At 53.5% G+C, this 18,790-nt stretch carries 17 protein-coding genes and 1 riboswitch; of the genes, 7 read left to right on the top strand and 10 right to left on the bottom strand.

Annotated features, from left to right (window positions below; all coding sequences use genetic code 11):
* Positions 1-24: 24 nt before the first annotated feature.
* The 3 genes from NST04_RS08470 to NST04_RS08460 all read right to left on the bottom strand — a co-directional run bounded on the left by NST04_RS08470 (position 25) and on the right by NST04_RS08460 (position 1,577).
* The gene (locus tag NST04_RS08470) at positions 25-372 is read right to left on the bottom strand and encodes a general stress protein (protein ID WP_076080447.1); all 348 of its coding nucleotides are present in this window, start codon (positions 370-372) and stop codon (positions 25-27) included.
* Between the two features lie 91 nt (positions 373-463).
* On the bottom strand, positions 464-1,000 hold the full coding sequence (locus NST04_RS08465; RefSeq protein ID WP_341183896.1) for a hypothetical protein: 537 nt from the start codon (positions 998-1,000) through the stop codon (positions 464-466).
* Between the two features lie 70 nt (positions 1,001-1,070).
* Entirely contained in the window at positions 1,071-1,577 is a 507-nt protein-coding gene (locus NST04_RS08460) for a DUF948 domain-containing protein (RefSeq protein ID WP_341183895.1), read from the bottom strand.
* Positions 1,578-1,767: 190 nt separating this feature from the next.
* Between NST04_RS08460 and NST04_RS08455 the strand changes: the two genes are divergently transcribed.
* Complete coding sequence (locus NST04_RS08455) at positions 1,768-1,935, top strand: DUF1328 domain-containing protein (RefSeq protein ID WP_036694965.1); 168 nt, start codon at positions 1,768-1,770, stop codon at positions 1,933-1,935.
* A 283-nt stretch (positions 1,936-2,218) separates the two neighbouring features.
* Positions 2,219-2,623, top strand: a complete 405-nt coding sequence (locus NST04_RS08450) for a hypothetical protein (protein WP_341183894.1) — start codon at positions 2,219-2,221, stop codon at positions 2,621-2,623.
* A 248-nt stretch (positions 2,624-2,871) separates the two neighbouring features.
* On the opposite strand, the gene NST04_RS08445 is transcribed toward NST04_RS08450, so the two are convergent.
* Entirely contained in the window at positions 2,872-3,969 is a 1,098-nt protein-coding gene (locus NST04_RS08445; RefSeq protein ID WP_341183893.1) for a C40 family peptidase, read from the bottom strand.
* 212 nt (positions 3,970-4,181) lie between these two features.
* Positions 4,182-5,051 (bottom strand): cation diffusion facilitator family transporter, encoded by an 870-nt coding sequence (locus NST04_RS08440; RefSeq protein WP_341183892.1) that lies wholly within the window; start codon positions 5,049-5,051, stop codon positions 4,182-4,184.
* Between the two features lie 129 nt (positions 5,052-5,180).
* Here NST04_RS08440 and NST04_RS08435 point away from each other — a divergent pair, with 129 nt between their 5' ends.
* Positions 5,181-5,366, top strand: a complete 186-nt coding sequence (locus NST04_RS08435; RefSeq protein ID WP_036694961.1) for a hypothetical protein — start codon at positions 5,181-5,183, stop codon at positions 5,364-5,366.
* Positions 5,367-5,466: 100 nt separating this feature from the next.
* On the opposite strand, the gene NST04_RS08430 is transcribed toward NST04_RS08435, so the two are convergent.
* Positions 5,467-7,092, bottom strand: a complete 1,626-nt coding sequence (locus tag NST04_RS08430) for an ABC-F family ATP-binding cassette domain-containing protein (protein WP_341183891.1) — start codon at positions 7,090-7,092, stop codon at positions 5,467-5,469.
* A 117-nt stretch (positions 7,093-7,209) separates the two neighbouring features.
* Entirely contained in the window at positions 7,210-8,208 is a 999-nt protein-coding gene (locus NST04_RS08425) for an MBL fold metallo-hydrolase (protein ID WP_341183890.1), read from the bottom strand.
* A 524-nt stretch (positions 8,209-8,732) separates the two neighbouring features.
* On the opposite strand from NST04_RS08425, the gene NST04_RS08420 reads away from it, so the two are divergent.
* The 4 genes from NST04_RS08420 to NST04_RS08405 all read left to right on the top strand — a co-directional run bounded on the left by NST04_RS08420 (position 8,733) and on the right by NST04_RS08405 (position 13,109).
* Positions 8,733-9,866: a conserved virulence factor C family protein gene (locus NST04_RS08420; RefSeq protein ID WP_341183889.1), complete on the top strand. Its 1,134-nt coding sequence runs from the start codon at positions 8,733-8,735 to the stop codon at positions 9,864-9,866.
* Between the two features lie 97 nt (positions 9,867-9,963).
* Positions 9,964-10,181: riboswitch (Lysine riboswitch) on the top strand.
* 151 nt (positions 10,182-10,332) lie between these two features.
* Complete coding sequence (locus NST04_RS08415; RefSeq protein WP_341183888.1) at positions 10,333-11,820, top strand: amino acid permease; 1,488 nt, start codon at positions 10,333-10,335, stop codon at positions 11,818-11,820.
* A gap of 520 nt (positions 11,821-12,340) precedes the next feature.
* The gene (locus NST04_RS08410; RefSeq protein ID WP_341183887.1) at positions 12,341-12,706 is read left to right on the top strand and encodes a MerR family transcriptional regulator; all 366 of its coding nucleotides are present in this window, start codon (positions 12,341-12,343) and stop codon (positions 12,704-12,706) included.
* A gap of 79 nt (positions 12,707-12,785) precedes the next feature.
* Positions 12,786-13,109 carry a DUF3889 domain-containing protein gene (locus tag NST04_RS08405; RefSeq protein WP_341183886.1) on the top strand — a complete coding sequence of 108 codons (324 nt, stop codon included), beginning with the start codon at positions 12,786-12,788 and terminating at the stop codon, positions 13,107-13,109.
* 38 nt (positions 13,110-13,147) lie between these two features.
* Here NST04_RS08405 and NST04_RS08400 read toward each other — a convergent pair whose 3' ends face one another.
* From NST04_RS08400 to NST04_RS08390, 3 genes are all read right to left on the bottom strand, one after another.
* Entirely contained in the window at positions 13,148-14,287 is a 1,140-nt protein-coding gene (locus NST04_RS08400; RefSeq protein WP_341183885.1) for a transglutaminase domain-containing protein, read from the bottom strand.
* A gap of 223 nt (positions 14,288-14,510) precedes the next feature.
* Positions 14,511-16,892 (bottom strand): glycoside hydrolase family 95 protein, encoded by a 2,382-nt coding sequence (locus NST04_RS08395; protein ID WP_341183884.1) that lies wholly within the window; start codon positions 16,890-16,892, stop codon positions 14,511-14,513.
* Between the two features lie 111 nt (positions 16,893-17,003).
* Positions 17,004-18,746, bottom strand: coding sequence for an ABC transporter substrate-binding protein (locus NST04_RS08390; RefSeq protein WP_341183883.1), 1,743 nt, complete (start codon positions 18,744-18,746; stop codon positions 17,004-17,006).
* Between the last annotated feature and the right edge of the window lie 44 nt (positions 18,747-18,790).

Here is an 18,790-nt window from a genome sequence, read left to right as displayed (position 1 = left end):
GAGGCCAACGAAGCTCACCCGCGATTATTGTGGGTTTCTTTTGGCAATAACCAGAACCTTGCCTGTATCCAGCTCTTTCTCGTAAAATGCCGCCTCCGCTGCGCTGAAGCCCAGTGAAGTAATCTTGAAGCGTAAAGCGTCGCCACGCGAACGGAAGAGGTTGGCAATGGCACCGAACAGCCCTTCTTCGCTCAGCCCCACTTCATTAGTATCTGCGGCGTCTACAATACGCCCTTCGCGGTCTTCATCGTGACTAATCACATAAAGATCCTCTCTGGTGTAGCCGCTGCTGCGGAGCCGATTCACTTCTTCTATCGCCTGAACGCCGTTCTCCAGCAGCTTGGCATAAGCCTGTGTACCGGTTGAATCCATGAAATCACTCTCCTTCATAATGAATAAGGGCTTAGCCACCGGATAGATGACTGACCATTCATTAACCAATACCGCCGTATTTGAATCAGCTTCAGAAGGAATACGCGTCGAACAAATCCACGCCGTCCCATTCCCCGCTTTTCATATTACGGTAGATCTTGAGCGCGGCCTCTCCTCTAATGTAAACATCCCCATCCTCGGCTTCAAAATCAGGCGCTCCCAGCATATCCTGCACGTTCATCGTCTGGGGATGGAGCACCTGCCCGTTAAGACTCAGACCGTATTGCCCTGCATGAGCAGGCGAAACATGTACATAGAGGACGACACCGCCGCATACCCCCGCCGAGCTATCGGCATATTGATATTCAAGGCAACCCGCCCAAGGATCTTCAGCAATCTGCTGTGGCGTTCCCTTGGCCTGCAGCAGCTTCTCTTCCGTCATATATAAGCTAATCCCGGACAAAGAATCGAAGCTGCTTATGTAAGGATCGGCAACTGCGCTATGCTCGAAGGCGAACATTGCCGGCAGCTGTGCGGCGGTACCGGGAGCGGGCGTAACCGTCTCTCCTTGCGGCGGTGCAGATATGAAGGGAGAAAGCAGACTAAGCAGTAGAATAACCATTTTCATAGGATTCCCGCCTTTCATGAGCTGGTATTGCCCCGTCCTGTGCCCCGCCGTATATCATGTCATCAAGGTATTAGTGGCGGAATTTCTGCCAGATCGCGGCGGCTGCATCCACGCCTTTGAGGGCTGTAGCAATCTTGCCCTTGGATTTGCTTGAACTCACTGCCTCATAGGATTGAACGGTTCTCTCCTCCGCCGGTGTTAACGGGACTTCTGCGATAGAGACCGATTTTGCCTTATCCTTCAGTTCACGTGATTTACGGAACTTCTCAATTACCGTTACCGATACCTGCTTCACGGTCAATGTCAGCTCGTTCATGACATCGCCCAGATTCTTCACGGAATCCACGATCGGGTCAATCTTCTGGATTTTGCCCTGGACATCGGCAGTGATGTCATTGGCATGCCGGACTGTTGTTTTCACTTCATAGGTTAGCTCATCGATAGTCTTCTGAACCTCCTGCAGCGTCTGGCTGACCTTGTCGAGCGAGTCCTTCGCCGATTTCAAGGTTTTGATTAAGAAGAATACGAGTACTGCAAAGGCGATAGCAACCAGTGCTACGCTAAGTTCAATGATCATAGTAGATAACCCCTTCCAAAAGTGTTTAAATTGTCAGTTTCCCCTGTGTGATACTGCATAGTTACCCTTACAGAATTCGGCCGAAACAAAGGCCAAGCCCCTGGAATCCTCTTCCTTTCCTCCCTGTTTCAAATGGATAAGCCCCGTTTAAACAATGATTACATCAAGCGCACAGAAAGGATGACATCTCATGCTAAGATGGTCTATAATTCTGCTGGTAGTGGCCCTGATTGCGGGTATCTTCGGATTCTTCAATATTGTGGCGGCAGCTGTCGGCATCGCCAAAGTATTGTTCTACATCTTCCTGATCCTCTTCGTGGTCTCACTCTTTATGGGGCGCAGGGGACGATCAATGTAGGCAAGCATACCGTTAACTGACTGCCGGCCAGGCAGTGCTCAAGGCCCGGAGGTCTTTCGTGAGAAAGCCTCCGGGCTTCTTGCTGCCCTTCAAAAAGTATAGGCCTTTCCGCTCAGAATGTCATCGGTGATTCAAACCGGAAGGAAGCGGTTCCCCTCAAGCTGGACAAGAAAAATAAAATTTATTGCTTACGCTGGTTCATTCAATGCAAATTATGTTTACATCCATATTAGCACAGCAAGAACATAGAACATCACACCAACATACCTAGGAGGAATCATCGATGAAAAAATTAGCCAGTTTAACAGTAGCAATGGGTCTTATGGCTTCCCTTGCAGCAACAGCTTCCGCAGCTGAGGTAGTAACAGGAACAACAGATACTACCAAAACCACTTCTTCCGATGCAGTAACCACTGTAACCGGAGCAACTTATCTGAATCCGGCAGACCCGGTCATTACGGCATCTGATATTAAGCCAGCAACACCTCAGATCATTCTGACCAAACTTACAGCATTCCATCTGTCTGCGGGAAGCACGACTGCTATTGGCTGGCTGGGTGCACAGACTGTTGATACTACTGGTGTGATTACGAAAGACGCTATGGGCAACGAATGGAGAGAAATCTACACTTGGCTGGGTAAAGCCTGGATCAAGGTTCCTGCCTCCGCTTACGTAATCAATCCATAAGCGATTCGACTCATAGAGTCATAGCTGCTCATCTCATATGCTGCAGCTATGACTCAACGGATGTACCCTGACAAGGCACGTGGACGCTAATCCAAACGGCCTTTTTTTTGTGTCTATTGACAGTAAAAAGAGGTTATCCCTTCAGTAGAATCTTCTACTGAAGGGATAACCCCGCCATACACCCGCTTGTAGTTCACCCGTCACAAACTTGTACTGCCTGTCGCTTCTTGCTGTCCTCGCTGTATATATTAGCGGATGACCGAGCCTCCGTACAGGAAACGGTTCATCCAAGAAGCGCTAAGATTATCTACTCTTACACCGCCGGAGCTTACTGAATAGGTATGCAGCAGCTTCCCGTCACCTAAATACATGGCGACATGCGTAATTCTTGCCGTAGACTTGTTGATTCCGGTATAAGCAGAGGGAGAAGTTCCTTTATAATCCATGAAGAACATCAAATCGCCCCGCTTCAAGCCGGATACATCCGTAGTTACACCACTGTTCTGCTTCACCCAGTCCCCTTGCTGCCGGGAATCGGCAGGCAGCTTCAAGTCCGCTGCATCCATGAAGATCTGGCGGATGAAATCCGAACAATCGAAGGTACGCGTATCATTACGGCTGGAACCAAATTCATATGGTGTACCCAGATAGCCCATCCCCGCTGCGATCACACGTTCAATCACAGCCGTCTGCCCGGCTGTAGGTACAGGTGCCGGTGTTGGTGTTGGAACAGGCGTCGGCACCGGCGTCTGAACAGGTACCGGTGTTGGAGCTGGAGTGGCTGGAGCAGACGGCGATGAAGCACCCGCTGTAATATATTGATCGGATGAGCTGGTATAACCCACCGTCCCGTTTGCCATTCTTATTTTGTACCAATAGCTGTTGGTCTCTTCAAGAATGGTTACCTGGTCATTCTTATAGAGATATCCAACCACTTGACCGCTGGTTGCAGGGGTCTCCCTTACACGGACCGTGGCCTGAATCACCGCTGTCCGGGACGCAGGTGCGGAAGCCGTAAGCAATCGGATGTAGGAATCTCCCGAGCTCATATACCCCACAATTCCCTCTGCCGTTCTTACTTTGTACCAGTAGCTGTTAGCAGCTTCCAGAATAACGACCTGGTCGCCTTTATTTAGATATTTCAGTACCGTGCTGCTGGTAGACGGATCTGTGCGCAGCCGGACCGAAGCTTGAATAATGCCTGTCTGTCCAGCAGACGCCGCCAATGTTGTAATCGAAGAATCCGTTGCAGCGAAAGCCTGTCCTGGACTGAACACTCCCAAGGATAATGCCAGTGATGCGGAAACCCATAACGATGCTGTAAGTTTCTTGCGTGATACGATCATAGCGTTCCCCCGCTTAGCGTATTAAGAAATTCAACAACGGCGCGCGCTACGTTTGTTGCTTTCTGCCCTCATTATAGGCTGGCCCGGGATTTGGAACATGCTCCAAATTTCACAAAAAACCTTTCCATCTTATGGTAACATGCAGGTCTAAAGTCGCTATTTCTCCTTGGATTTGGTGGAAATTACAGCTAACTAGGAGAAATCATGGAATGTTACTCCTTGGGCTCCACGTGAACTTGCACATGCATAATGTTGTGCAGCTTGGTCATCCGCTCTTCAATCGAATCGCTGATCTCATGCCCTTCCATGACTGTCATGCGGGCATTCACCTCTACGACTACATCCACCAGCACATGATTGCCGTGTACACGGGCCTTCAAATCCTTGATTCCCTCTACGCCAGGGGTCCGGGCAATGGTGCTTCGCAGGTCAAGCAGCTTATCTTCGTCAAAGCCGTCCGTCAGCCGGTACGTGGAATCGCGGAAAATATCCCAGGCTGTCTTGATAATCAGCAAGCCGACTCCGATAGCAGCCGCCGAATCAATCCACGGCAGTCCGAACTGCGCCCCTACAATCCCTACAGCTGCCCCAACGCTTACAATGGCATCCGAGAAATTATCCTTCGCAGCAGCCATCAGCGCGTGGTTATTAATTCGCTCTGCCAGTCGCTTGTTATATATATATACCCCCATCATCGCTACCGCACACACCAGCGCAACACCCGCAGACCAGAGCTGCGGCGTGGCCTTCTCGCCCTCGAACAGCGAACGCACCGCCTCCACAATAACCTGAATGCCCACCAGCGCCATAATAAAAGAGGCCATCAGGGCCGCAATCGTCTCGGCCCGGAAATGTCCGTAGGTGTGATCGGAATCCGGCGGCTTCCGCGAGATGCGCAGCCCGATCAGCACCGCCAGCGAGGCCACAATATCAGTTAAATTGTTGAATCCGTCCGCCAGGAGCGCGCTGGAGGCGAACAGGTAGCCGCAGATCAGCTTAAAGGCTGACAGAATCAGATAAGCGGCGATACTGACCAGCGCACCCTTCTCACCCTTGCGAATATCTTCATAAATGTCGGTCATCTCTGCCTCTCCCCCTATTCCTGCCGCATAAATACAGGAAAACTTTCTTTGAGTTATTCTTGCCCTTGTAGCAGCATTTAAAAACATTTAGAATAAGGAAAAGGACTTGCTGCCTAAGGGGGTAACATAATGAGCGAGAACAACGAGAAACCAAAAATTAATTTGGCTGATGCCATCCGCCAGAAGCTGGAGCAGAAGAAACAGCATGCTTCGGGAAAACCGGGTTCAACCTTTCAGGCCGGCTCCGCGAAGCCGCTGAAAAGCCAGAATAACAAGAAGCCTAACAATCAGCGCCGCCGGACCGGCGGTTCCTAGACCTTAGATTTCAAGTGGAAACGGCTGCGTTATCCCTCCGGGGACGACGCAGCCGTTTTTCGTATGAACTCAGTACTGTCCATTCTAGTATATCTACTTCTTAAACCTCTACAGGATACATGCGGGCACGCATTTCCTTAATCTCCGGGTTCTCCAGATACTCATCATAGCTCATCGTACGGTCAATGATGCCAGCCGGTGTAATCTCAATGATGCGGTTGGCAATCGTCTGAATGAACTGATGGTCATGGGAGGTGAACAGGATCGTGCCGTCAAAGTCAATCAGGCCGTTATTGAGCGCGGTGATCGATTCCAGGTCCAAGTGATTGGTAGGCTCATCGAATACCAGTACGTTCGCTCCGTTCAGCATCATCTTGGCCAGCATACAGCGGACCTTCTCACCCCCGGACAATACGCTTGCCTTCTTCAGTGCTTCTTCGCCGGCGAACAGCATCCGGCCGAGGAATCCGCGCAGGAAGGTTTCGTCCTGATCCTTGGAATACTGGCGCAGCCATTCAACCAGGTTCATGTTCACCCCGTCGAAGTACTTGGAGTTATCCTTAGGGAAATACGCCTGGGTTGTGGTCACCCCCCAAGTATATTCACCCTCATCTGCTTCCTTCTCACCCATAATCACATCGAACAGCAGAGATTTAGGCTGGGAATACGGTCCTACAAAAGCGATCTTATCCCCTTTGTTGACTACAAAGCTGACTTCATCCAGTACCTTCTCGCCGTCCACCGACTTGGTCAGGCCGCTGATCGTAAGCAGCTGTTTGCCGGCTTCACGTTCAGGCTTGAAGTTCAGGAACGGGTATTTACGGTTGGACGGACGGATGTCATCCAGGGTAATCTTCTCGAGCTGCTTCTTACGGGAAGTCGCCTGCTTCGATTTCGAGGCATTGGCCGAGAAGCGCTGAATGAAGGCTTGCAGCTCCTTCATCTTGTCTTCCTTCTTCTTGTTGGCATCGCGCTGCAGTGCCTGGGCCAATTGGCTGGATTCATACCAGAAGTCGTAGTTGCCGACATACATTTGGATTTTGCCGAAATCGATATCCGCAATATGCGTACAGACCTTGTTCAGGAAGTGACGGTCATGGGATACCACGATAACGGTGCCTTCGTAGTCCATGAGGAAATTCTCCAGCCAGCCAATCGATTCAAGATCCAAATGGTTGGTAGGCTCATCGAGCAGCAGGTTGTTCGGACGTCCGAACAGGGCCTGGGCCAGCAGGACCCGTACCTTCTCGTTGCCGCTGAGTTCGGCCATTTTCTTGTCGTGCATCTCACGCATGATCCCAAGACCAATCAGCATAGCAGCAGCATCAGGCTCTGCATCCCAGCCGTTCAGCTCCGCGAATTCGCCTTCCAGCTCACCGGCGCGAAGTCCGTCTGCTTCGGTGAAGTCGCTCTTTGCGTACAGGGCGTCCTTTTCCTTCATAATTTCATACAGGCGGGTATGACCCATAATTACGGTCTCCAGCACCTGAAACTCGTCATACTCGAAATGGTTCTGTTTCAGTACGGCCAGCCGTTCACCGGGTGTGATATGCACATCGCCGATGTTCGCTTCGATCTCTCCGGACAGAATCTTTAGGAAGGTCGATTTGCCGGCGCCGTTCGCGCCAATCAGACCGTAGCAGTTGCCGGGTGTGAATTTTATGTTTACATCCTCAAATAGTGCGCGTTTTCCGTAGCGGAGTGTTATACCGCTTGTGCTAATCATTAAGCATTACCATCCTTTTCGCATAGGTTCCGGCTCATTATAGCATAAAATCAAGCAAAATGGCCCTTATTACGGCTCTTATTTAAGTAGAAGTGTTTAATACAAGCCTTCTCCGGGTTATTGCCCCGCCGGGCGTTCCTCAGGCTGGACGACCAGTGTCTCCCCATAGCCCAAGGTACGGATACGCTCCTCACCAAGCCCTTGCGCCACCCTCGCCTGCTCCATCCGGTCCAGCGCTTCGCGCGCGGTATCATCGGCCAGCCTGAAGGTTCCGAAGTGCATCGGAATCATCAGTTCGGCGCCTACATCAAGGAAGGCCTGCACGGCCTCCTCGGGATTCACATGCTGGGAGTTCATGAACCATTCAGGCTCATAAGCGCCAATCGGCATCAGCGCGACATGCAGCTTGAAGCGTCTGCCGATTTCCTTGAAGCCCGGGAAGAAGCCGCTGTCTCCGGCAAAATAGAGGTTCGGCGGAAGCAGCTTATGCTGCGCCTTGCCCTCCTCCCCCTCCGGGTGCTTCTGCGGGTCTGCCGGCTGAAGCACATAACCGCCCCAGTGCGAGGAATTCGTATCGAACGGCGTTCTGCGCGTCCAGTGCTGGGTCGGGACAAACGTCAGCTTGACGGCGCCCAGCGTAATCTCCTGCCACCACTGCATTTCCCGGCAGTTCGGGAAGCCTTTGCGGAGCATTTTGCGCTTAAGCCCGGCAGGCACCACAATGGTTGTTCCTGCCCGGTACAGCTTGCGGATGGACGCGATATGCAGATGGTCATAGTGGGAATGGGAGATCAGAATCAGATCGATCGGCGGGATATCCGCGAGCGGAATGCCCGGCTGACCGATCCGCTTCTCGAAGCCCAGCCGCCGTGCCCAGATCGGGTCGGTGATGATATTAAGCCCTTCGTATTGCAGAAAAAAAGTGGAATGCCCGATCCACGTAATCGTCGTCTCCAGCCGGTTCCCGGCCAGATAGTCGAGGCGCGGCGGATGATTCGGCACTTTATAGGTGTAATCCTTCTTTTTCTTGCGGCGGTCCTCACGCCATTGGCGGAATTCCTTAAGTGTTTTATCGGTGCTGACATTATCGATGTTGTTGTAACGTATTCTGGCCATAATCTGGAACACTCCTTCTGGTTGAAACAGATACCCATTACAAATTTTACCCAAATGGCTCCAGCGGAAACGTCCGGGAGAGATTGGCAGCGCGATTTCTGGGTGGAGCGTGTGTGTAGCCGTCAGATTAGCCGCCAGGCCGTTGCTTCTCTGGCCTCATATTCGCAAAATCCTGCCCAAAATGCAACATTCGCCTCTACTTTTGGTCTAATACCCGAAATTGTTGCATAAAAAGCAGCATCTCCCCGCCAACTCACGACTTAAACACTGGAATTCTGCATTTTATGCAACATATTCTCCACACCTCAGGGTTCCGCGGATTCAGAATTGCATAATGTGCAACATTAGTATGGGGATGCCTGCGCCAGAGGTTGGAAATGACGGGAACGGATAAATAATAACTAAAATTTCAGCTAATATAGTCCCCGGCCGCTTTGTATTCGTCTGCTGAAAGAGGTAAAATGCGGGTAACGCAATCGGTATAGCATTTATGCGATTTTATTGTCAAAAAGAGGAGCTGACGTATGAAGATCACCTTTATTGAACCGACCCCCAGTCCAAATACCATGAAGCTTCATCTGGACGAAAGCCTTGCCCCCGGTATCCGCCGGACCTATACCCCGGAGACCCGGCGCTCCGCCCCTTCCTGGGCGCAGGAGATGCTGGAGATTCCTGGCGTCACCAGTATTTATCATGCCGCTGATTTCGCCGCGCTGGAACGCAAGGGCAGCGCGGACTGGGCAGCGATTCTGCGCGAGGTCCAGAACCGCTTCGGGGCGGACGGCCTCAGCGCGGAATATAGTCTTGGCGATGAGAATGACGGCGCCCACTTCGGGGAGTCCCAGGTCTTCGTGCAGATGTTCCGCGGCATCCCGATTCAGATCCGGGTCAAGACCGGCGCGAAGGAGGAGCGCATCGCCCTCTCCAGCCGCTTCACCCAGGCGGTGACCGATGTGGCCAGCGCCGTGATGATCAAGGAGCGCAAGCTCAGCGATTACGGCGTGCGCTACGGCGAGCCGTCGGAGATTGCCCGCGAGGTCGAGCAGGAGCTGGAAGCGGCGTATCCGCAGAAACGCCTCGACTCCCTCGTGCAGCAGGCCATCGCGCACGGGGCTGCCGGCGAGTTCGTCGAGCAGCGGCACAAGAAAGAGCAGGCCGAGCTGCTGCGCGACCTGCACGATGAAGACTGGCGCGTGCGCTATGCCGCGCTGGAGGATTTGGCGCCGGGCGAGCAGCTCCTGCCGGAGCTGCGGGCGGCGCTGCACGACCCCAAGCTGCAGATCCGCAGGCTTGCGGTCGTGTACCTGGGCGACATCCGCACGCCAGGTGCGATGGAGCTGCTCTATGAGGCGATGAAGGACAGCGCCCCGGCCGTGCGGCGCACCGCCGGGGACACGCTCTCCGACATCGGCGACCCGGCAGCGACGCCGGTGATGACGGCGTCGCTGAGTGATGCCAGCAAGCTGGTGCGCTGGCGGGCGGCACGCTTCCTCTACGAAGTCGGGACCGCCGAGGCCCAGGAAGCGCTGAGCGTTGCTGCCGAAGACCCCGAATTCGAGGTCGGGCTCCAGGCCAAGATGGCGCTGGAGCGGATTCTGTCCGGCGAGGAAGCGGCGGGCACGGTCTGGCAGCAGATGTCAGAGCGCCGGCGGAGCTGACGTGAAACTGCCGTATTTTGTCATTGCCTGAGAAGCTGGTATGCCTTATACTGATTCCTGTTGTTCATATCGTTCAAAGATAGCCTCATCATACCTAGGATGAGGTAGAGGTCGCGGATAAGAAGAGTAAGCGCGTGGAGATGCCTAAGAGCCATCGGTGATACGCGCCCAAAGGAATATCCGCCGAAATCGTAACTGCTGCTCTTAGTCCGCAGCTACGATTGGGGCCGTTTGCCGAAAGGCGCGGAACTGTCACTGTGTATTGCTGCCTGTCAGGAGACTGCGGGAGCTGCACCGTGTTGCGCTATCTTAACAGGGAGTATGATGCGGAGCCAATAATCAGGAAACCGCAGCGTCCGTCTGCGGTTTTTTTGCGTGCAGCATGCCGGGAAGAAGACACCGGCACATGCAGGCAGCGGCACTCCCCTGTGAACAGAACCATCAATCTAAAGGGAGTGTCCTATTCATGCAAGAACAGCAGCCTAAACGGCCGGCAGTACAGGCAGGTAACGCCAATACGCCAGGCCTGCGCAAATCCTTCAAAGCAAGACATCTGACCATGATCGCCCTCGGCGGCTCGATCGGAACCGGACTGTTCCTCGCCAGCGGCGGGGCCATAGCCTCCTCCGGTCCGGGCGGAGCACTGCTCGCCTACACGGCCGTCGGTATTATGGTCTATTTTCTGATGACCAGCCTTGGGGAGCTGGCCACCTATCTGCCCGATTCCGGTTCCTTCAGCACTTATGGTACACGGTTCGTCAGCCCCGCCTTCGGCTTCGCTATCGGCTGGAACTTCTGGTACAACTGGGCAGTGACCATTGCAGCCGAACTCTCAGCAGCTACCGTTATCATTAAGTACTGGTTCCCGGACAGTCCTTCGTTCCTGTGGAGTCTGCTCTTCCTGGCGCTCATGTTCGGCCTGAACTTCCTGTCTGCGCGGGGGTACGGTGAGTCAGAATACTGGTTCGCCATTATCAAGATTATTACGGTGGTCGTCTTCCTGACGGTCGGCGTCCTGATGATCTTCGGGATTCTGGGCGGCAAGGCGGTGGGCTTCAGCAACTTCCAGCTAGGAGGCAGTTCCTTCCATGGCGGCTTCTTCGCCTTCGTCGGGGTCTTCATGGCCGCCGGTTTCTCCTTCCAGGGAACAGAGCTGGTCGGTGTCGCCGCAGGGGAGAGCGAGAATCCGCGCCGCAACGTGCCGATCGCGATCCGCCAGGTGTTCTGGCGCATCCTGATCTTCTATATTTTCGCGATTGCCGTCATCGGTATGCTGATTCCTTATACGAATCCCGATCTGCTCCGCGGCGGCATTGATGATATCGGCGTCAGCCCGTTCACCATCGTCTTCAACAAAGCAGGGCTGGCGATTGCCGCCTCGGTAATGAATGCCGTTATCCTCAGCTCCGTGCTGTCTGCCGGGAACTCCGGGATGTACGCCTCCACCCGTGTCCTGTACGCCATGGCCAAGGATGGAATGGCACCGCGCGTGCTCGGCAAGCTGAACCGCAGAGGCGTTCCTGTAGGCGCACTGCTCGTGACAACCGCTGTCGGCATGCTCGCCTTCCTCGCCTCCTTCTTCGGAGACGGCGCAGTGTACAATTGGCTGCTTAACGCTTCCGGGATGTGCGGCTTCATCAACTGGCTCGGAATTGCCGTCTGCCATTACCGGTTCCGCCGGGCCTTTGTGAAGCAGGGCCATTCCCTGGAGGAGCTGCCTTACCGGGCAAGATGGTTCCCGTTCGGTCCGCTGTTTGCCTTCGCTCTGTGTATGGTCGCCGTATTCGGCCAGAACATGGGTGCCTTCACCGGTGCGAAGATCGACTGGTACGGCATTCTGGTCTCCTACGTCAGCGTGCCGCTGTTCCTGCTGATCTGGCTGGGCTATGGCTGGTTCCGCAAAAGCAGCCTTATCCCGCTGGATAAGTGTGATCTGAGCACCCACACAGACTGATTCATTATTGCAACTTATCTTTCAGCAAAAGACCGGTTTTGATCCCGCAGCAACGGGCCAAAACCGGTCTTTTAAATATAGACAGTACCTTATCAGATTTAAAATAGTGGATCAGACGCAATTCCCCTTCAAATAATTCTCGTAACGGCCTGAGGTGCTTTTATTTGGGAAGAAATTCGCCAATTGGGCGAGTAACGGACTCCACAGGCCTTATCCTTTGCACTTCAGCTCCGATACGTCTCATAGAGAGACTATAAGGTCGCCTGAGTCCGTTACGCTACAAAAAGTGGCGTTTTTGCGGGGATAAGATCTCTCCGGTCCGTTAGATTTTGGGTGGATAGGGTTTAACAACCTTACATCCTTTTAAATCTGACGCTTTACTAGCTTAAGTTTGCTTCTATTCGTGGGAATTCCTGCAACTGTTGCTTACGCCCAGGTTGTGATCGTATCGACCGGCAGACAGTAAGATGGATAGCCTTCCTTGGCAGCTCATAGCAAGAACAAACCATGAGGTGATGGCATGCAGATCAGTGAAGTCGCAACACAGGTGGGCCTTCCTATTTCAACCCTGCGTTATTATGAGAAAATGGGCATCATTACGGAGGAGTATATCCTCAGAGAAGAGAATAATTACCGGAATTATGTCCCGGAAACCGTTCAATATATCGAAGTGGTAAAGAATTGTATAGCGGTTGGATTTTCAATTCAGGATATTAAAGACATGATTGCCAAGCATGGAATGTCCAAGGATGAGCAAGCACGCATTATACATCACAAAATAGCAGAGATTGAAAACACGCAGAAAAAAATGGAGGCTTCCAAGCAATCTCTGTACAATATTCTGGACATGAACATAACGTGTGAGGACGGGTTCGGAAAAACCTGAATCCTGTAAGAAGCAAGCCAGGCATAGAAGCGCCTTCGAAGGGACACGCTACCAGTATTCACAACCCAAGGAGGCCGCTATGAAAATGAAAAAAAACTGGATGATAGCCTTGCTGATGCTCCTGCTTGTCACCGCCGCCCCTGTTAGCCGGAGCTCCGCTGCGCCTGACTATGCCCGGTGGGGAACCATCGCCGTGAAGGAGACGCAGCAGAAATATAACGCCGAAATCATCGATTACAAGCACATCGGCCGGACCCAGATCAAGCCAAAGCTTACCGAAGAGAAGTTCAAGCTGCTGGTCCGCAGCAAAACGGGCCGGGAATTCGGCGTAGTCGTGATGGTCCGCTTCAACCCTTCAACAAACAAGCTTCAGACCATTCAATTCCTGGAAACCACTGCTTGAAACTCCACCTGACGGGTTCGCCGGTTAGCTGACACTTTTTATTTCCAGGTCACATATACCTTAAGATCTCCTGTATTCTCGAACGGCGAGCTGTTGAAGGCCAAGTTGTTCAGTCCCAGACCGTAGAGCACCTGCAGATCCTGTCTCAGCAGCTTGTCGCTTCCGCGATAGCGGAACAGCAGCGATTGCTGTCCGGCCTCTGCCGCCTGCTTCGCAAGCTTCTTGAGCTGTTCCGCCGACGAAATCACCTGATTCTCCTCGTACAGCCAGTAATTCAGGTCCTTCTGCAGCGTCTTGTATGCCTCCACCCCCTGGCCCCCTTGATTAACCAGCTTAGTCAAGGTCTGGGCATAACTGGTGGAGGCCGCCGGATAGGACTTGGTCCAAGTGTGGTCAAGGCGCATCTGGGCATCGGTCCTCATATAATAGAGCGTACTGATTCCACCCTCCGGACTCGGGTCCGGGTCATCCCAGGTGGTGTCGAGATGATACCATGCCCCATTCAAAAGCACCAGATTCCAGGCATGCGACTGAGTCACACCGTCTGCGGCCCTGGCCGTCCCTTCCACAATCCTGTTCGGAATTCCCGCCCCCAGCAGCAGCTTATAGGTTAGCAGCGTATAGCCTTGGCAGACCGCACTCCCGGTCTGAAGTCCCTCATAAGCGGTGTATTTGCGGTGCGAGTGATCGTATTCCAAATTCAGCACGACCCAGTCATGGATCGCTTTTACCTTCTGGTGATTGTTCATCCCCGGTGTTATGATCTGCTGCAGAATAGCCTTCACCTGTTTGTTAACATATGCCGTCTGCTGCAGCGTCTCCCGGTATTCCACCTGAACCGTCACATGAACAGCCCGCGTGCTTCCACGGTAAGAGAAAGCATAGCTGTCAATAATATAATACAGGTACGGGTCGCTCCCCATCGCCTGATTAATGGCCGTCTGGATCTCACTTTTCAGCTTGGCGGTCTTGCCCTGATAAGTGAAGGTGATCGTCTCTCTGCGGTTACTCATTGCTCCGGCCAGCTTCTGCGTCATTCCTTGTGTGGTCTGCACCACCGCCGAATCCGCTGCAGCATACGCATGCTCGTATCCCCAGTACATCGCAGGCGGAATAGCTGCACACACAAGCATAAGTCCAACCGCCGTCTTCATCAGCGATCTATATCTCTTCCCCATATGATCCGTGCGCCTCCTGCAATCTATATTATCGGCCATAGCCGTATACTCTATAGTTAATGCCAATAAACCCCTAATTACAACTTCAACCTGAAGAATGCAGGCGTTCGTGCCTTACTATCCATTATATCGGCTCTGACCTTTCCGTGCATAATAAGCAAATCTCTCCCCGCTGCGAGCAGTAAACCAAAGTGTAGAGGTGAACACAGGAATATACGCCCCCTCACACCCCCACAAAGTACACCCCGCCAGCCGTAACCTGAAGCGCACCGTTCAGCGCCTGGCGGCTACCGTCTGCAAGCTTCAGTTTCAGCTCTTGCGCGTAGCCAAGGCGCAACGTTCCATCGAACCGGGCTGTAATCCGCGCGGATACCAGAACCCCAGCCTGCCATTCGATGTCCACTTCATACCCCCCGCGTGCCTTCAGGCCGCTGATACGGCCGTTCTTCCAGGCTTCCGGCAGCGCGGGAAGCAGCGTAAGCTCCCCCAGATGACTCTGCAGCAGCATCTCTGCGATCCCGGCGGCCGCACCGAAATTACCGTCAATCTGAAACGGCGGATGCGCATCGAACAGGTTGGTGTAGACGGAACGGGTTAGCAGCGTGCGCACATAGCCGTAAGCCGCATCGCCGTCTGCGAGCCGGGCATAGAGATTGATCAGCCAAGCACAGCTCCAGCCGGTATGTCCCCCGCCGGAAGCAACCCGCTGCTCCAGCGTTAAACGGCTGGCTTCCAGCAGCTCCGGCGTGTCCCGCCTGTTAATCCGGTTGCCCGGATACAGGCTGTACAGGTGGGAGACATGGCGGTGCCCCGGCTCAGCTTCGGCGAAGTCATAGAGCCATTCCAGCACCCGTCCGCTCTCGCTGATCTTCAGCGGAGACAGACGTACGAGTGTCTGCTCCAGCTCCTCCTGAAACTCAGCGTCTACGTCAAGAATACGTGCAGCCTCCAGGCAGTGCTGCATCAGCTCAGCGATGAGGCTCATATCCATGGCCGAGCCCACAGATATACTGCAAGCTCTGCCGTCCTCCGCGATGAACCGGTTCTCCGGCGAAGTAGACGGGCTGGTAACCAGCCGGCCCTCCGGTCCTTCCACCAGCCAATCCAGGCAGAAGAGGGCTGCTCCTTTCATTAGCGGATAAGCGGTCTCGCCCAAATACTCCAAATTGGGGTTGAATTCGTAATGCTCCCACAGGTGACGGCATAGCCACACGCCGCCCATGGGCCAGAAGGCCCAACTGGCATCTCCGCCAGACGGTGTGGAAGCCTTCCACAGATCCACATTATGATGGGCTGCCCAGCCGCGCGCTCCATAATGGATGGCAGCCGTTCTGGCTCCGGTCTCACTAAGCTCCTTAATCAGCTCAAGGAGCGGTTCATGGCATTCGCTGAGATTACAGACCTCCGCCAGCCAGTAGTTCATCTGTGTATTGATATTGGTTGTGTAATTGCTGTTCCATGGCGGCTGAACATGGGGATTCCAGATCCCCTGCAGATTCGCTGCCTGTGTTCCGGCCCGTGAGCTGCCCATCAGCAGATAGCGGCCATATTGGAACAATAGGGCCTCCAGTGCCGGGTCTTCTGCCCCCTCCTGATAGGCTGCTAGACGTTCATCGGTTGGCCGCTCCTCCGCCTCGTGACCGCCGAGATCCAGATCCATCCGGCGGAAGATCGCCTGATGATCCCCGGTATGCCTTCTACGCAGCTCCTCATAAGTCATACCCGCCGCAGCGCTTAATCTGCTGGCGCATAGCTCCGCCGGGCTTAGCATAGCTGTGGAATACTGAGCTGGCGCTGCGGCTCTATGACTTGCTCTTGACCGCACCTCCTCATAGTCCGTTCCGGCAGCCAGCAGCAGCAGCACACGCTCCGCGCCACGGATTACCAGCTTGCCTGCGGAATGCCCGATACTTCCCCCGGTGACCTGTACATGCAGGTGCAGCTCGAACGCAACTCCAAGCCCCTCCTCATAGAGCACCGCAAGCGGATGATCCTGGTGGTAATTGTCAGCAATATGCGAGGGGCAGCGCCCCTGCATTACCAGCCCGTTCCCCTCCGCTGGACTAACGCTATGCTGTAATTGGCTGTCCAGCGCAAGCTCCAGGTGAATTCCTCCCGGCTGACCGCTTGTCAGATGCACAACACCAACCTGGTCCGGTGTGCTGATGAACACCTCACGGGTGAAGTTGCCCTGCTCCGTCTGATAGGTCACTTTGGCAACTCCGCTATCCAGATCAAGCTCTCTTTCATAGCTCCGGTAATTCTCTGCGCCCGGCTGCGTAAGAATCAGGTCCCCGAGCGGCAGGTAGGCCTGGGCGTTGACCCCCAGCATATGGGCATTCACCATATCCTCGGCCTCGCCATAGTGGCCTGCAGCGATTAGCTCCCGGGTTCTTTTCAAATACCTGAGCGCTTCGTAATTATTGGTATCCCGGGGGAACCCGGACCATAGGGTATCTTCATTCAGCCGGATCAGCTCTCTCCCCGTACCACCGAATACCATCGCCCCCATATGCCCGTTCCCGAGCGGCAGCGCCTCTTCCCAGACGGCTGCGGGCTGGCTGTATCTAAGCTTCCACGCGGAGTTCCTTTGTTCAGTTTCCATATTCTCCTCATCCTTCCTGCTAAGAGTTCTGAATACAGCAAAAGGCCCTGACCTAAGTCGGGCCTTTCTGCCTCCTGCTCTACTCTAAATCATGCTACATTTCATTAAGGATTACAGATTTTTTCCTGTCCACAGGGATACTCTCTTCTTCACCAGCTCAGTAAATTCTTTTTCCATATCCTGAGCGCCGGCTTTGTCCAGCTCAGCCAGGAAGGCGTCATAGACTTTATCGAAATCAGCCGGTTTGGACAGAATCGCTTCCGGGATACGCTTACGTACGATATCCTGGGTCTTTTTGAAGATGACCTGATATTTACCGTCTGTCGGAACCGGCAGGTTGTACAGGGCGCCTGTTTCTTTTACAGGGAATTCATCCTCTTTCGGGAACAGGTCCTTCCAGGTAGTCGCCTTATATCCGGCAAGGGATTCCTTCTCAGCTTCTGAATAGGAAGCAACGATCTGTTCAGGGAAGCTTGTAGTGTAGTAGTTGTCTGTTGAATCCTTCACCCCGTCACCATACCGTGCACCGAAGATCAGGTACTGGCCGATCCCGGTTGTTTTTTGGGTGTTCGCTGTATCATTGGCTAAGCCGTCACGGATTTCAGGCAGAACCTCACGTTTGCCGTTCGCATCCACAGTATAGTGCTTGTCTTTAATCCCCCAGGTTCTCAGGATCTGGCCTTCATCGGAGGACATCCAGTCCAGCCATTTGATGATCCGCTCAGGATCTTTGGCCGCTGTAGTAATTGCGATACCGTAACCGTCGATACCGGTCTGCATGAAGGAATGATCCTTATACTCTTCGGTCAGGGTTACAGGGAAGTGTCCATAGGTATACTCGTCTTTGCCGGCAGCCTTCAGGGCATTCTCACCATCAGAGTATTCCCATTCCTGGGAGATCAGACCGAGTACACGGCCGCTGGCCACTTTCGCTTTGTATTGGTCATCCTTTTGTACGAAGGTATCCTTATCAAGCAGTCCTTGATTGTACATGCCGTTCAGCCAGCGGAAATATTCCTTTTCTTCGGCGCGTTTGTAGTGAAGCTTCGCTTCGAAGGTCTCAGGGTCCACATAGTATTCACCATCATCCGGTGCGCCGGTTGTAGTGAAGGCCGGGTTCGTCACGGTGATCATAATCTTCCAGTCATCAGCGTTCAGCGTCAGCGGAATGGTAGGCTGCCCATCGGTTTCAGGATGCAGAGCGACATAATCCTTCAGCACCTTTTCAAAATCAGCTACAGTCCGCACCTTTGGATAGCCGAGCTCTTTGAGCACACGATGCTGAATTTCAAATCCGCCTGTGGCATCGAAGGACTTCTGGCCGACACCCATATTCGTAGGAATCTGATAAATACTCTGATCGTCCAGGCTGTACTTCAGACGGTTCATGTTCTCGCCGTAGACTTTCTTGAGGTTGGGGCCATATTTGTCAATCAGGTCCGTCATATCAATGATTAGGCCCGCATCCACCAGGGTACTCAGACTTCCTTTAGCGAAAATAATATCAGGAACGTCGCCGCTCGCCGCCATCATCGCAATCTTCTGGTCGCCGCCGCCGCTGCCTACATCGAATTCAGCTTCAAGGGTGACGCCTGTCTTTTCTGTAATGGCTTTACCGACATCATCCTGCATCTTGTTCCAGTTCGGGCTGGCATCCGCTCCAAAGAAGGTGAATGTAGCCGGTGAGGTATCTAGAGCCGTATCATCTGCTGCGGCAGTAGCATCAGGTGTAGTTCCTGAGTTGTTAGGCGTCGTATTGTTGGCTGCATTATTGCCGTTCCCTCCACAACCGGCGATCAGCATCGAGCTCATCAGCAGGAGTGTGAAGATCGTTTTGGTACTCTTGCGGTTCATTGTGTATCCCCCTTGTATCTTAGTATGTTGCCTCTATGCATATC

Origin of the sequence: Paenibacillus sp. FSL H7-0756 (genome assembly GCF_038006765.1) — a bacterium.
Lineage (GTDB): Bacteria > Bacillota > Bacilli > Paenibacillales > Paenibacillaceae > Paenibacillus_AQ.
The sequence above is the reverse complement of the archived record's forward strand: the minus strand, read 5'-3'. Positions and strand labels throughout refer to the sequence as shown.